The 13,458-nt window shown below is 70.9% G+C and carries 13 protein-coding genes and 1 pseudogene; 1 reads left to right on the top strand and 13 read right to left on the bottom strand.

Annotated features, from left to right (window positions below; all coding sequences use genetic code 11):
- Positions 1-56 precede the first annotated feature (56 nt).
- The 13 genes and pseudogenes from ASF52_RS01525 to flgB form a co-directional block, all read right to left on the bottom strand.
- The gene (locus ASF52_RS01525) at positions 57-1,391 is read right to left on the bottom strand and encodes a MotB family protein (protein WP_056166439.1); all 1,335 of its coding nucleotides are present in this window, start codon (positions 1,389-1,391) and stop codon (positions 57-59) included.
- Positions 1,392-1,395: 4 nt separating this feature from the next.
- The gene (locus ASF52_RS01520; protein WP_056166436.1) at positions 1,396-2,070 is read right to left on the bottom strand and encodes a hypothetical protein; all 675 of its coding nucleotides are present in this window, start codon (positions 2,068-2,070) and stop codon (positions 1,396-1,398) included.
- Positions 2,070-3,764 (bottom strand): flagellar basal-body MS-ring/collar protein FliF, encoded by a 1,695-nt coding sequence (gene fliF / locus ASF52_RS01515; protein ID WP_056166431.1) that lies wholly within the window; start codon positions 3,762-3,764, stop codon positions 2,070-2,072. The genes ASF52_RS01520 and fliF overlap by 1 nt, the downstream gene beginning before the upstream one ends.
- Before the next feature lie 123 nt (positions 3,765-3,887).
- Positions 3,888-4,646, bottom strand: coding sequence for a flagellar type III secretion system pore protein FliP (gene fliP, locus ASF52_RS01510; RefSeq protein ID WP_056166428.1), 759 nt, complete (start codon positions 4,644-4,646; stop codon positions 3,888-3,890).
- Between the two features lie 73 nt (positions 4,647-4,719).
- The gene (locus tag ASF52_RS01505; protein ID WP_056166427.1) at positions 4,720-5,205 is read right to left on the bottom strand and encodes a flagellar basal body-associated FliL family protein; all 486 of its coding nucleotides are present in this window, start codon (positions 5,203-5,205) and stop codon (positions 4,720-4,722) included.
- A 27-nt stretch (positions 5,206-5,232) separates the two neighbouring features.
- The gene (gene flgH, locus ASF52_RS01500) at positions 5,233-5,949 is read right to left on the bottom strand and encodes a flagellar basal body L-ring protein FlgH (protein ID WP_056166424.1); all 717 of its coding nucleotides are present in this window, start codon (positions 5,947-5,949) and stop codon (positions 5,233-5,235) included.
- Positions 5,949-6,341 (bottom strand): annotated as a pseudogene (locus ASF52_RS23585) (MotE family protein); the annotation flags it as partial. The gene flgH and the pseudogene ASF52_RS23585, both read right to left, overlap by 1 nt.
- Before the next feature lie 428 nt (positions 6,342-6,769).
- On the bottom strand, positions 6,770-7,870 hold the full coding sequence (flgI, locus tag ASF52_RS01490) for a flagellar basal body P-ring protein FlgI (RefSeq protein WP_056166419.1): 1,101 nt from the start codon (positions 7,868-7,870) through the stop codon (positions 6,770-6,772).
- The gene (flgA, locus tag ASF52_RS01485; protein WP_082483590.1) at positions 7,870-8,367 is read right to left on the bottom strand and encodes a flagellar basal body P-ring formation chaperone FlgA; all 498 of its coding nucleotides are present in this window, start codon (positions 8,365-8,367) and stop codon (positions 7,870-7,872) included. The genes flgI and flgA overlap by 1 nt, the downstream gene beginning before the upstream one ends.
- Positions 8,368-8,492: 125 nt before the next feature.
- Complete coding sequence (gene flgG, locus ASF52_RS01480; protein ID WP_056166416.1) at positions 8,493-9,281, bottom strand: flagellar basal-body rod protein FlgG; 789 nt, start codon at positions 9,279-9,281, stop codon at positions 8,493-8,495.
- A gap of 72 nt (positions 9,282-9,353) precedes the next feature.
- The gene (locus ASF52_RS01475; RefSeq protein ID WP_056166413.1) at positions 9,354-9,704 is read right to left on the bottom strand and encodes a flagellar hook-basal body complex protein FliE; all 351 of its coding nucleotides are present in this window, start codon (positions 9,702-9,704) and stop codon (positions 9,354-9,356) included.
- A 10-nt stretch (positions 9,705-9,714) separates the two neighbouring features.
- Positions 9,715-10,131 (bottom strand): flagellar basal body rod protein FlgC, encoded by a 417-nt coding sequence (gene flgC, locus ASF52_RS01470; RefSeq protein WP_056166410.1) that lies wholly within the window; start codon positions 10,129-10,131, stop codon positions 9,715-9,717.
- Positions 10,131-10,532: a flagellar basal body rod protein FlgB gene (gene flgB, locus ASF52_RS01465; protein WP_082478753.1), complete on the bottom strand. Its 402-nt coding sequence runs from the start codon at positions 10,530-10,532 to the stop codon at positions 10,131-10,133. Before flgB ends, flgC begins: the two co-directional genes overlap by 1 nt.
- Before the next feature lie 194 nt (positions 10,533-10,726).
- On the opposite strand from flgB, the gene ASF52_RS01460 reads away from it, so the two are divergent.
- Entirely contained in the window at positions 10,727-13,390 is a 2,664-nt protein-coding gene (locus ASF52_RS01460; protein ID WP_056166407.1) for a heparinase II/III domain-containing protein, read from the top strand.
- Positions 13,391-13,458 lie beyond the last annotated feature (68 nt).

Genomic DNA, 13,458 nt, shown 5'->3' with positions numbered 1-13,458 from the left:
CAGGAGAGGGAGCCCGTCGCGACTATGAGAGCCCCGGCGATCCTTCGGCACCGATGTCACTCGGGTCGCCCGCGCAGAAGAATCTCGATGCGGCGGTTCTCGGCCGCCTTCGGGTCGGCGGGGTTGCGCGGCTGGCGGTCGGCGTAGCCCTCGATCCGCTCCAGGCGCGCATCGGCGAGGCCGCCGCGCACGAGCATGTAGGAGGCCATCTGGGCCCGAGCCGAGGACAGGCGCCAGTTGTCGTAGGTCTCGGAGCGGAACGGGCGCCCGTCGGTGTGGCCGCGCACGATCACCTGGCCGGGCCGGTCCTTGAGGATGCGGGCCACCTGTTCGAGGGCGCGCACGACCTTGGCCTGGGGCTCGGCCGAGCCGACGCCGAACATGCTGAAACTCACATCGTCCGTGAGGCTGATGAGGATGCCCTCGCCCGTACGCCGGACCTCGACACGGGGCGCCGGGGCGTTGCCCTGGGTCTGCACCGCCTTGGCGATCTCGGCCTTGAGGGCGGCGACGGCTGCCGTCTCGGCGGCGTCCGCCGCGGCCTTGACCGCGTTCGCCTCCCGGTTTTCCTTCTCCCGGTTCTCCTTGGTGGGCTTCGGCGCGGCGGCCTCGGCGGGCTTCGACGCGGCGGCCTCGGCGGGCTTCGGGGTCATCGGCAGGGGGGCGGGCAAACGGATCTCGCCGTCCTCGGGCAGGGCCGAGGCGAGCTGGATCGGCGCGGGCTTCGGCGCGCCGGTCGATGCGGTGCCCTTGGCCGGCGCAGTCGCGGCACGCGCGTCGAGGCGGCCCTCCTGCGGCAGGGGGCTGACCGTGGCGGCGGAGCCCGGCTGCTCCGTCCGTGCCTTCGCCACGGGGGCGACCTGCCAGTAGAGCGGATCGAACGGATCGCGCGCGGCCTCGCCGCCCCGGATGCCGGGCTCGCCGGTCTCGGAGGCGACGGTGTCGGCGCTGGAGAATTCGGCTTCGGCCTCCGCCGCGAGCTTGGCCAGGACCGCGTAGGGGTCCTGGAACAGGGCGGACTCGCGGACACGGCTGCCCGGGGCCGCATCGGCGCCCTTGCCGTCGCCCTTGCCCTCTGCCTTGCCATCCCCCTTGCCACCCGCCTCCTCGGCCTTGCCGTCCTCGGGGGACGGCTCGCCGGGGGTGTTGGTGGGATCACGCACGCCCTTGCGATCGAAGGTGACGTCGGCGAGCTTCACGGGATTGAAGTACTGGGCGATGGCGGTCTTCGTCTCCTTGGTGGTGGAGCCGATGAGCCACAGCACCAGGAACAGGGCCATCATGGCCGTCATGAAGTCGGCGAGCGCGATCTTCCAGGCGCCGCCGTGGTGACCCTCGTCGTGGTCGGCGTGGCGCTTGATGATGATGATCTCGTGGTGATCGTCAGCCATCGCACTAGGCTCCTTCGACGGCGGCAGTGAGCAGTCCGGCCCAGGCGCCGAGCTGCGTTTCGATCAAAGTCTGGTCCGACTGGATCGTGACCTCGACGGTCTCGGAGGGGCTGAAGGCCACGGTCGATTCCACCGCGCCGAGCTTGCCCGCGAGGGCGTCGAGGAGGTCGGCCGGTCCACCGATCCGCACGGGGGCGTGGCGCGGATCGCCGAGCAGGTGGGCGAGGGTCAGGGCGAGTTCGTCCACGGCCTGGCGCCGGAGGCCGGCCGTCAGCACCGGCACCAGCAGATTTCCGACGCGGTCGGTGAGCTGGCCCCCGAGGGCATGGATCGCGGCGGAGAATCCGGCAGCGAGGCGATCGCTCTCGGCCGCGCACCAATCCACGCGGGCCGCCGCGAGGCGGGCGTCGAAATCGGCCTGCGCGAAGGCCAGGGCGGCGGCGGATTCGGCCTGCGCCTGGGTGCGCCCCTCGGCCCGGCCACGGGCTTCGGCGTCCTTGAGAAGCGCGGCCCGGTCCTCCGGCGGGGGAGCGGGGACGGCCGGCGAGGGCACGCGCAGAAGAACGGCAAGACCTTCGGACGCGTCGGAATTCGCCGACGCACGGGGTGCGGCCGGAGGGCGGGACGCGGTCGCGGGGACGGAGAAGTCGGGGAGCAGGCGGGCGATCGCGGGGGCCATCACGCGGCCTCACGCAGGAGCCAGCGCTTCAGGATCTCGGCGGCCTGGGCTTCGTCGGTCTCGATCATCTGCTCCAGTCGCTTCTGCGGCGAGCGGGCGAGCTTGTCGGCGAGGTCCTCGATCATGCCGGCGACACCACCGGCGGGCGCGGCGAGGCTCGGCACATCGCCGGCGCCGACGGCGCTGTTCCCGAGGGCCAGCCCCGGCGCGGTTCCGTCGGCAAGGGCCGCGTTGCCGTTGGCGGCGGCCGTCGCGGCGGCCAACGCCAGAACCTCTTCCTGCTGGGCGGCGGGGATTTCGAGGATGGCGCGCATGGCCGGGCGCAGGCCGAACCAGATCAGCAGGCCGGCCACCAGCAGGATGGTGCCGGCGTTGATGAGGGTGGCCGACTGGCGCATCAGCACGTCCATGATCCCCAGCGGCGGCACGGCCTCCAGGGGCTGGCCGTCGTTGACGAAGCCGACGGCCGCGACCTTGACGTTGTCGCCGCGCTCCTTGTTGAAGCCGGCGGCCGAGCCGACGAGCTGCTCGATCTCGGCGACCTGGGCGTCGATCTGGGCCTTGGTGGCGTCTGGGCCGGCGAGGGAAGCGAGGCGCGCGCGGTTGACGAGGACCGCGACGGAGATCTGGCGGATGGCGTAGCCGTCGCTCACCGTCTGAATCGTCTGCGAGGAAATCTCGTAGTTGGTGAGATCCTCGCGCTTCTGGGTCTCGTTGCTGGAGGAGTCGTTGCCGTCCGAGCGGGTGCGGGCGTCGGGCAGGTTCTGGGCCGCCGAGGTGGTCTTGGCGGCGTTGCGGTTCTGGGCGTTCTCGGTCTCGCGCACGGCCCGGGTCGAGCGCTCGACGCGCTGGTCCGGGTTGAAGATCGTCTCGTTCTTGACGGTCTTGTCGGTGTTGAGGCGGGCGGCGACGCTCACCTCGAAATTGCCGACGCCGAGGTAGGGGGTCAGGGTCCGGCGGATGTTGTCCTGAACCTCGTGCCCGATGGTCTTCTCGAGGGTCGCCATCTTGCCGGTCGGCTGGGCGTTGGTGTCGTCGCCCGACAGGAGCAGCGAGCCGCCGGAGCCGATCACGGTGACGCGGTCGGGCTTCATGCCGGGCACCGCCGAGGCGACGAGGTGGCGGATGGACTGGGCGCCGCTGACGTCGTCGGCGGGCTCGGTCCGGACCACGACGGAGGCCGAGGGCGGCTGCTGGTCGCGGCGGAACGAACCGCGGTCGGGCAGGACGATGTGGACGCGGGCGGCCTTCACGCCCTTCATGCCCTGGATGGTGCGGGCGATCTCGCCCTCCAGGGCGCGGACGCGGGTGACCTCCTGCATGAACGAGGTCATGCCAAGGGAGCCGAGATCGTTGAACAGCTCGTAACCGGACTTCGCGCTCTGCGGCAGGCCCTTCTCGGCCAGCAGCATGCGGGCCGTGGCGGTGTTGCCGTAGGAGACGAGGACGGCGGCGCCGTCGGCGCTCACGTCGAACGGGATGTTGGCGTCCTTCAGGACGCTGCCGATGCGCCCGACATCCTCACGGCTGAGGCCGGTGTAGAGCGTCTCCTGGGCCGGGCGGCTGAGGTAGTACGCCCCGAGACCGACAGCGAGGAAGACCACCACGCCGATGAGCGAGAGGGCGGCGATCCGCCGTCCCCCGAGGGCGAGGATGTTGTTCCAGAGGCGTTCGGCGTGTTGGAGACCGGACATTCGGTGGGCTGCTCCGCTTCAGACCAGCGATCTGATGGAGCCCTTTTCACGATGCTGCCTTGCGCGGAGATTGCGCCGCATCATCGAAATGCGATGCCGGACGGGAACCTTTCGGGGGAACGCCTAAAAGAATGATCGCACCAGCCCGCTCACCAGCATGTTCCAGCCGTCGATGAGGATGAAGAACAGCACCTTGAACGGCAGGGAAATCACCGTCGGCGGCAGCATCATCATGCCCATGGACATCACCACCGTGGACACGATCATGTCGATGACGAGGAACGGCAGGGCGATGAGGAAGCCGATCTCGAAGCCGCGCCGCAACTCGGAGATCATGAAGGCCGGGATCAGGATGCGCAGGTCGACGGTCTCGCCGCCCTCGGCCTTCGGGATGGTGCGGCTGGCGAGATCCGTAAAGGTCTGGAGGTCCTTGGGGCGGACATGCGCCACCATGAACTCGCGGAACGGCTCGACGATCTTCGGAATCGCCTCGAGTTCGGTGATCTTGTTCTCGGTCAGCGGCCGCAGCCCCTCGTTCCAGGCCCGGTCGAAGGTCGGCGACATGACGTAGAACGTCATGAACAGGGACAGCGACACGAGGAAGATGTTGGCCGGGGTGCTTTGCAGGCCGAGCCCCGAGCGCAGGAACGAGAACGCGATGGCGAACCGGGTGAAGCTCGTCACCATCACGAGGAGGCCCGGCGCCAGAGACAGCACCGTGAGGAGCGCCACGAGCTGCAGGATGCGCCCGCTCGCGGCGCCGTTGCCGGCCGGCAGCAGGGCATCGAGGGCCGGCAGGCCGGTGGCCGACTGCGCGCCGGCCACGCCCGTGAAGGCGAGGGTCGCTGCGGCCGCGAAGGCCAGGGTGGTGATGCGTCTCATGGGGTTTTCCGTTGGTCGCGCCCGCGTCGATCCTGGCGGCTCTCCTCCTCGCAAGGGGGAGGGAAGGTGCCCGCTATTGCACCACCAGCATCTCGACGATCAGTTCACGCACTTGACCCTTGGTGCGCAGGGCGACGCGCTCGTTGAGGTCCTCGCGCAGGTGCTGGAGGCCGCTGGCTCCCTCGATCTGGCGCATGGAGACCGTGCGCAGATACGCGACGATGTCGGCGCGGATCTCGGCCAGCGCGATATCGGGATTGGGGACGGCGCCGGTCTTGAACACCACGGAGGATTCGAGGCGCACCCAGGCATCACCCGAATCGGCGAGGTTGGTCACCACGGAGCCGACGGGGCGCAGGGCCAGATCACCGGTGTATTTCAGCACCTTCACCGCCTTGCTCTCGGCCTCCTTCGTCTTGCTGTCGACGGCCTTCTCGACCTTGGAGAGGAGATACATCCCCAAGCCTCCGCCGGTGCCGATGGCGACGAGGCTCACCAGCGCCAGGGCGGCGATCCAGCCCTTGCCGCCGCCCTTCTTCGTGTCGTCCTTGGCCGCCATCGCGTACGTCTCCGCTTCAGGGGGGCGTCAGAACGGGGCCAGGGTTTCGAAGACCTGCTGGCCGACGCTCGGGCCCTGCACGTCGGTGATGCGCCCCCGCCCACCGTAGGAGATGCGCGCCTCGGCGATCTTGTCGTAGTCGATGGTGTTCTTGCGTGAGATGTCGCGCGGGCGGACGATGCCGGCGACGTTGAGCACGCGCACCTCGTTGTTGACCCGGACCTCCTGCGAACCCGAGATCACCATGTTGCCGTTGGGCATCTGCTCGGTGACGATGGCGGCGACCGACAGGCGCAGCACCTCGGACCGGTCGATGTTGCCCGCTCCCTTGGTCTCCGTGCCGGAGCGGATGCCCGCATCGGCCGTCGCCTTGTCGCTGAGCGCCGAGACGCCGTAGCCGAAATCGAAACCGAGGCTCGACTTCTGGCTGCGCGAGCGGTCGCTCGAATTGCCGAACTGGGCCTTGTCGTCGATGAGGATCGACACCGTGATCACGTCGCCGATGTTGCGCGCACGCGGGTCCTGGAACAGGTCGACGCTCGAGGGCGACCAAGTCGAGTGGTAGGTCCGGCGCGAGAGCGAACCGAAGGTGGTGGGCAGGGCCTCGCGCGGCGGGGACAGGCCCGTGCCGATCGGAGTGAGGAGGGGCGGCTGGCCGAGTTGGGCCATGGGCGTGTTGCAGGCCCCGAGCCCAGGCGCGAGGAGCGCCAGGACGAAGCCGGCGCGCAGACGGGTGGCAGGCATCAGGATTTCTCGCTTTCACGGGCTTTCTTGCCCGCATCGGTCATCATCCGGGCGAGCTGGGCGGCGCGGGCCGCCTCCATCTCGCTCAGGATCGCGCTCGCGGTGCGGGCGTTGAGCTTCGTCAGGATCGCGGCCGCGCCCTCGTCGGGCATGTTCGCGAGCTGGAGGGCGGCGGCGTCGGGGCGCATCTTCTGGTAGATCGCCACCACGCCGGTATCGGCCTTGGCGAGGAACTCGTTACGGCGCGCGAGCCAGGATTCGTACTCGGCGCGTTTCTCCTCGAGGCGCCGGATGCGCTCGTCGACCTGCTTTTCCAGGATCGCGAGCTGCTCCTTCTGCCAGGCGAAGCGGGCATCGGCCGCCGCGTCCGCGATGCTGGCGCAGTAGGGCGACGGCTTGGCGGGGGGGGCATTGGCGGACGCGGATCTGGCCGGCTCCGGCGCGGCCGGGGCTTCGGGCAACCGGACCTCGGCCACCTGAGCGACCTCGGGAAGCCGCACGGCGTCGGGCGCCACCTCGGCCGGCTTCGACTCGACCAGCTTGGTGTCGATCGGTTTGGTGTCGGCGAGTTTGGACTTGCCCGGAGCCGACTTCGGAAACGGGCCGGGATTGAGGCCGGACACCGCAGGCTTGCCACCTTCAGGCTTGCTGCCCTGGGCGCGCACGGGACCGAGAGCGAGGGAGGCCACGGCAAGCAGCCCCAGGCAAACCAGCATCCGCACGGCCATCGGGGCAAGCCCCCGGGACGGAACCGTCCGCGCGTGGCCCGGGACGACCATCCGGGCCGCCTCGCCGGCGATTCGCAGAGCCTTCGTCGAACTCATTGAACCACGAGCTCCGCCTGCAGGGCACCGGAGGTCTTCACCGCCTGGAGGATCGAGATGATGTCGCTGGGTTTCAGGCCGACGTTGTTGAGGCCCCGCACCAGGGTCTGGAGATCGGACCCGCCGATGATCGCCATGCGGCCGGACTGCTCGTTGACGGCGACCTCCGTGCGCGGAACCACGGCCGTGACGCCGTTGGAGAACGGGGCCGGCTGGGCCACCTCGGGGGTTTCCGTCACCCGTACGGTCAGGTTGCCGTGCGTCACGGCCACGGTGGAGATCTGCACGTTGCGTCCGATCACCACCGTGCCGGTGCGCTGATCCACCACGACGCGGGCCGGCGCATCGGGCTGGACGGTGACATCGCCGATCTCGGCGATGAACCGGGTCTGCGTCACCTGCGGCGGCCGGATGAGCGCGATGGCGCGCTGGTCGCGGGCGGTGGCCACCCGGCGGCGGAAACGCTGCAGGGCGTAGGCGTTGATGGCGTCGGCCACCATCGTGGCGGTCTTGAAGTCGGGGTTCTTCAGTTCGAACACGAGTTCGGGCAGGTCGCGGAAGGTGCCCGGCACCTCGCGCTCGATCATCGCACCGTTGGGGATGCGCCCGGCGGTGGGCACGCCCTGCGTGATGGTCTCTGCCGCGCCGCCCACGGCGAAGCCCGACACGGCGAGCGGTCCCTGGGCGGCGGCGTAGGTCAGGCTGTCGCCGCCCATGAGGGGCGTCATCAGCAGGGTGCCGCCCTTGAGGGAGGTGGCGTCGCCGAGGGAGGTCACGGTGACGTCGATGCGCGAGCCGGTGCCGGTGTAGGGCGGCAGGTCGGCCGTCACCATCACGGCGGCGACGTTGCGGGTGCGCAGGCGCGCATCGCGGACGTTGATGCCCATGCGGTCGAGCATGGATTGCAGGGATTGCTCGGTGAACTGGGCGTTGCGCAGGGTGTCGCCCGTGCCCTGCAGGCCGGTGACGAGGCCGTAGCCCACGAGCTGGTTGTCGCGCACGCCCTTGAGGTTGGCGATGTCCTTGATGCGCGTGCCCATGGCCTGCGCCGGCAGCGCGGCCAGGACAAGCGCCAGGGCGAGGAACCAGAGGCGCATCACTGGCCGGAGCCGGTGCGGATGCGTCCGTCGGCCATCACCGTGCCGAGGACGATGCGTCCCGTATCGGCGTTGCGCACCCGGATGGTCTCGCCGAGTCCCCCGTTCTGGAGGGGCGAACCGACGGCGGTGATGAGCAGGCCCTGCTCCTCGAACACGATCTGCGTCGCCACGTTGCGGCTCACGAGGCGGGGATCCTCGACGGCGTTGACGGGCACGGGCTCGCCCGGCAGCAGCATCCGCCGCGCCGTACGACCGGCGATGGCCATGGGCGCGTCGATGACGGCGGTACGCGCCTTGAAGCTCTCGGGGTAGGCCTGGAGGCGCAGCATGCCCGGCTTGATCACGTCGCCGGCGTAGATCGTCACGGTGGGCACCGGCAGGAGCAGTTCGGTGGCCCGGGACGAGACGGGGCCGAACGGGACGGCGCAGGCGAGCGCCAGGGCCAGGCCCGTGAGGCCACCCGCGAATCCGCCGCCGAAAGTCGTATGGCCCATGGTGGTCGTGCCTCGCTGTGAAGGGCCGGGCGGCGGGCGCGCGGGGTGCGGGCGGTCCGCCGGCGCCGGCCGGGTTCGATGGCGTCGGAATCGGGGTGGGTTCGGGATGGGCGGCGCCCGCTGACTCAGCGGATGCCCTTCGAGACCGTGCCGGCCATTTCGTCGGCGGCTTGGATCACCTTGGAATTCATCTCGAACGCGCGCTGGGCGGTGATCATGTTGGTGATCTCCTTCACCGGATCGACGTTGGAGCTCTCGAGGTATCCCTGCTGGATCTTGCCGAAGCTCAGGTCGCCCGCGACCCCCACCACGGCGGCACCCGAAGCGGCGGTCTCGCGATAGAGGCCGTTTCCGAGGGGTTCGAGGCCGGATTCGTTGGCGAAGTTGGCGAGCGAGAGCTGGCCGATGTTCTGGGCCTGGACCTGACCGTCGATCTTGGCGAAGACCTGACCGGACCCGTTGATCACCACGTCGACGGCGTTGGCCGGGATCGTGATGGCGGGCTCGACGGTGTAGCCCTCGAGGGTCACGAGCTGCCCGGTGTTGTTGCGGTTGAACGAGCCCGCCCGGGTGTAGTTGATCTCGCCGTTGGGGTTGGTGATCTGGAAGTAGCCGCGCCCGTTGATGGCCATGTCGAGCTGATTGGCGGTGTTGGCGAGCGGCCCCTGCCGGTGCAGGTTGCGGATGGCGGCCGTGCGCACGCCGAGGCCGAGCATCGCGCCCTCGGGCACCGGCTCCTGGCCGGCCTGGTTCGGGACGCCCTGCTGGCGCTCGGCCTGATAGAGCAGATCGGTGAACTCGGCCCGCGCGCCCTTGAACCCGGTGGTGTTCAGGTTGGCGATGTTGTTCGCGATGACCTCGAGGTTCATCTGCTGGGCGTTCATGCCCGTCGCGGCGATGGCGAGTGCTCTCATGGTTTTGGGAGTCCTTCGAGCCTCAGCCCGAACAAGGGGAACCGGTTCTTGTCGTGAGGCGCTGCGCCGACCTCAGATCGCCATGCGGCTGAGTTCGAGATAGGCGGCGACGACCTTGTCGCGTACGGCGATGGCGGTCTGCAGGCTCTGCTCGGCGGACATCACCGCCTCCACGACCTGTTGCGTCGAGGCCTTGCCCTGGATCCCCGAGATGGCCGTGGCCTCGCCGGTGCGCAGCGAGGTGCGGACCCCGGCGGCGAGCTGGGCCATGACGTCGCCGAAATCGGCCCCCGGCAGGGCGCCGCCCGTGGACGCTGCCGGCATGGTGGCGAAACTCGCCGGCCGCAACGGGGCGGCGGCGCTGGGGCCGGAAAGGCCGGCGGCCCTGTCGAAGGCCGAAAGCGAGGCGAGGGCTTCGATCATCGGCGCAAACTCACGTTCTCAGGAGGTCGATGATGCTGGAGACCATGGCGCGAGCCTGCTTGATCACCTGCACGTTGGCTTCGTAGGAGCGGTTGGCCTCGCGGATGTCGGCCATCTCGATCAGGGCGTTGACGTTGGGCAGCTTGACGTTGCCCTCGGCATCCGCCGCCGGGCTCCCCGGATCGCGCTCGATGCGGAACGGGCTGGTGTCGGTACCGATGCTGCGCAGCTTGACGCTGGACCCGCCGGCGGCGCGGTCCATGGCGGCGGAGAAGCTGACGGTCTTGCGCGAATAGGGGTCGGCGCCGGGGGAATCGCCCACCGACTGGGCGTTGGCGACGTTCTCGGCGGCGATGCGAAGGCGCAAGGACTGCGCCTCCATGCCGGCACTGGCGAAACGGGTCGAGGCGGCGAGGGGATCGATCATCAGCTGCGCACCGCCGCCTTCAGCATCCGGTCGAATGCCTTGACGATCCCCATGTTGAGCCCGTGGTCGCGGCTGACCTCGCCGGCCTTGAGCATCTCCTGCTCGAGGCTCACGGAACTGCCGGTGCTCAGGGCATCCCAGGCGTCCGCCGCCGTGACGGGCTTCGTGGGGATGCGTCCCTCTTCCGAGGCGACGTGGGTGCTCGCCGTCATCGCGAGACCGGCGGCGCCGGTGCGGGCCATCACGTCGGCGAAGGGCACGACATCGCGGGCCTTGTATTCGGGTGTGTTGGCGTTCGCCACGTTGCTGGCGATGGTCGCCTGCCGCACGCCGAGATACCGGGCCTGCTGCGAGGCGAGGTCGAAAAGATAGACGCCTGTCACCGCGCGCTCCGAATGCATTCGATATCCGCTTCCTAGGGAACCAATCTTGTCCCAGGCTGACGCGCGACGTGGCCCGGCCTGCGGCTTGACAGGGTCATCGGCTGCGCCTCAGTGCCACCCTCCCTTCGATCGTGCTGCGCCCACGCGCCGAGCCCTCTCATCAGGCGTCCCATGCCGGTCCCGTTTCCGCCCCGCGTCCCCGGTCGATCCGCTTGAGCGGTCCCGACGCCCGACGCCCGCAGGCGTCCCGCCATGCCGCGGGCGCGACCGTCGGCCCCGGCGAGGACGAGCACTGGATTCCGGCCAAGAACCGGTTTTCGCGGGTGGTGTTCGGTTTCCCCGACCTCACCGGCGACGCGTGGTGCAGCCTGCGTTTCCGGCTCGGCTGGGACGCGGAGGAAGCCGCCGCGGGCGCCCTGGATTTCGCCCTCGTGGGGATCGATTGCCTGGCCCCCGACGGATCGAGCCTCGATTTCGACCACGTGCCGGGCCTCGACCGGACCCTCCTCGACCCGCACGGCACCTGGATTCCCGGACCGGCCTACCTGCCGGCGGAGGCCCGGGCCCTGCGCGCCGGCATCTGCCGGCTGGCCTTCCTGCTGCCGGCCCCCGCCGCCGCGATCACCGTCACCATCCGCTCTTGGCGCAACACAAGCCCGTTCACGGTGGCGGAGGCCACCCTGGCCCAGGGCGGCCCCTCCCCTTCCCCGCGCGTGCGTCGCCGCCTCGCGCCGGAGCCGGACTGGATCGTCCATGCCCTGGTGCCGGGCTGCGGTCTCGTCCTGCGGGGACAGATCTTCACGGCCGTCCCGCGGAGCCACGCGGCCCTGGCGCGCGTGGTCTACCGGGACGCCGCCGGCGCCGCGCTGGAACCGCCCTATCCGGGCACGATCTCGGTGCCGTCCCTCGGGGCCCTCGTTGATCTCTCCGCGCACCAGCAGGCCCGGCGCTTCACCCTGGAACTCGCCCCCGTGCCGGGTGCGGAGCGGGTCGAAGTGGGGTTTGCCACCTGGGACGCCGGGAGCCCGGACGCGGAACTGCTCGCCGCTCCCGAGATCGCCCTTGAGGATCGCCTGCGCCTGGAGAACCTGTGCGGCGACGATGCCCTCGACGCGCCGGACTTCCTCGCCCGCATCGCCGAGCGCCTCGACCTGCCCGTCGCCTCCATCGCCGGCTGGTGCCCGGGCCCGGAGGCGGCCGCGATCCCGCAGGTGCTCGCCCTGGCGCGAGATCTCCAGCGCGGTGAAGGTGCCCCGCGCACGGGCCTCGACCGGGTCCTGCGCCTCGGTTCGCAGACGGCGTGGACGGTGCCCGAGCGACCCGACTGGAGCGAAGACCCCTTCCGGTCGGTGGCATGGCGGATCGAATACCAGGGTCTCGGCTGGCTCGTCGCCCTGGCGGGGACGCCCGGGGGAGCGGCCACGGCCCTCGGCCTCGCCGTGTCGTGGTCGCGGGCCAACCCGTGGGGGTCGCCCGCCGACGGCCTCGCCCTGCACCCCTCGGCCCTTGCGACCCGCACCGAAACCCTCGTCCATCTCCTCGGGCGTGCGGGCACGCCGGGCAGTGCCGCCGCCCTGGTGCTGACGGGCGAGGTGGTGCGCCATGGCTTCGCCCTTGCCGAGATCGTCGGCCAGAACACCTTCGGGCGCTCGCTGCACCAGATTCAGGCGGCGGCGGTGCTGCACGGCGTCGCCCGCGCCCTGCCGCGCCTGCCCCTGGCCGCCCATTGGCTCGGCCTCGCCGAGGCGGGCCTGCGCGCCGGCGTGGAGAGCCAGCTCGACGCCGAGGGGCGTTTCGCGGCGCCGTCCCTCCACCAGCGCCTCGAACTCGCGACCCTCCTGCGGGTGCTCGCCCGGAGCGTGGGTGACGACGGCCTCGCGGGGTTTCTCTCAGGCCGGGTCGCCAAGGTCCTGCCGGGCCTCGCGGGCCTCCTCGATCCGGGGGGACGCCTGCCGCCCTTCGGCGATACGCCCGCCAACGGCGATGCGGCGGGCTGGATCGGGCGCCTCGTGGCACGCTCCGGAAGCACCTTGGTGGCCGAGCGCCGCGACCCGCGCGGTCGCCCCGCCGCGAGTGCCCCGCCCCTGCCGTCGGATGCCGGGACGGACATGATCGCGGCCCGCTCGGATGCCCCCGGACGGGGCTGGTCCCACTTCGCCTGCACGTTCACGGGCCAGACCTCCACCGGTCAGGGGCACCGCGACTGCACCTCCTTCGTCCATGCCAGCGAGGGCGTGCGCTGGGTCGTCGAGGCCGGGAGCTCGGCACAGATCGAGACCGGGCCGGCACGCCACCACATCCTGTCGGCCCATGGCCACAACGTCGCCTGGCCGGACGGGTGTGAACCCGGGGCCGGCGCGGCCCGGCTCGCCGGGGCCATCCGCCTCGACGGCGCCCAGGCCTGCGCCATCGCCACCACCGTGCACGGGCCGGCCTACGATCACCGCCGCGTCTTCGTCCTCCTCGACGACCTTTCGGGCCTCGCCGTGCTCGACCGGTTCACGGCCGGTGACGGGCCGGTGACGTTCGAGGGCCTCGTCCATTTCGGCCCCGACATCGTCGCGGCCCTGGCCGGCCCGCGCCGGGCCATGGCGCAGTCCGGCCGCGCCCGACTCTCCGTCGTGCCCGTGGCGCTGACGGGCCGGACGGCGGGCTTGTCCCTCGCCATCGGCTGCAACGAACACCCGGGCGGTCTGCGCGGCTTCGTCTCGGACGGCGGCGGGCCGCTCCGACCGGCGAGCGTCCTGCGCTACGCCATCGCGGGCCGGACCGGGGCCTGCGGCGGCGTCATCCTCGGGTCCGATGCATCCGGGGAAGCGCGCCTCGCCCGCCTCGTGACCGAGGCGGCGGTGTCGGGCCTGCTCGCGGGACGCTGATCCCGAGCAAACGGCGCAAGGCAGGTCCGCGCGACACGGCGCGGTCAAGGCGTTGCATATCCGCGCCA

The organism is Methylobacterium sp. Leaf112, from assembly GCF_001423295.1.
Classification (GTDB): domain Bacteria; phylum Pseudomonadota; class Alphaproteobacteria; order Rhizobiales; family Beijerinckiaceae; genus Methylobacterium.
The sequence above is the reverse complement of the archived record's forward strand: the minus strand, read 5'-3'. Positions and strand labels throughout refer to the sequence as shown.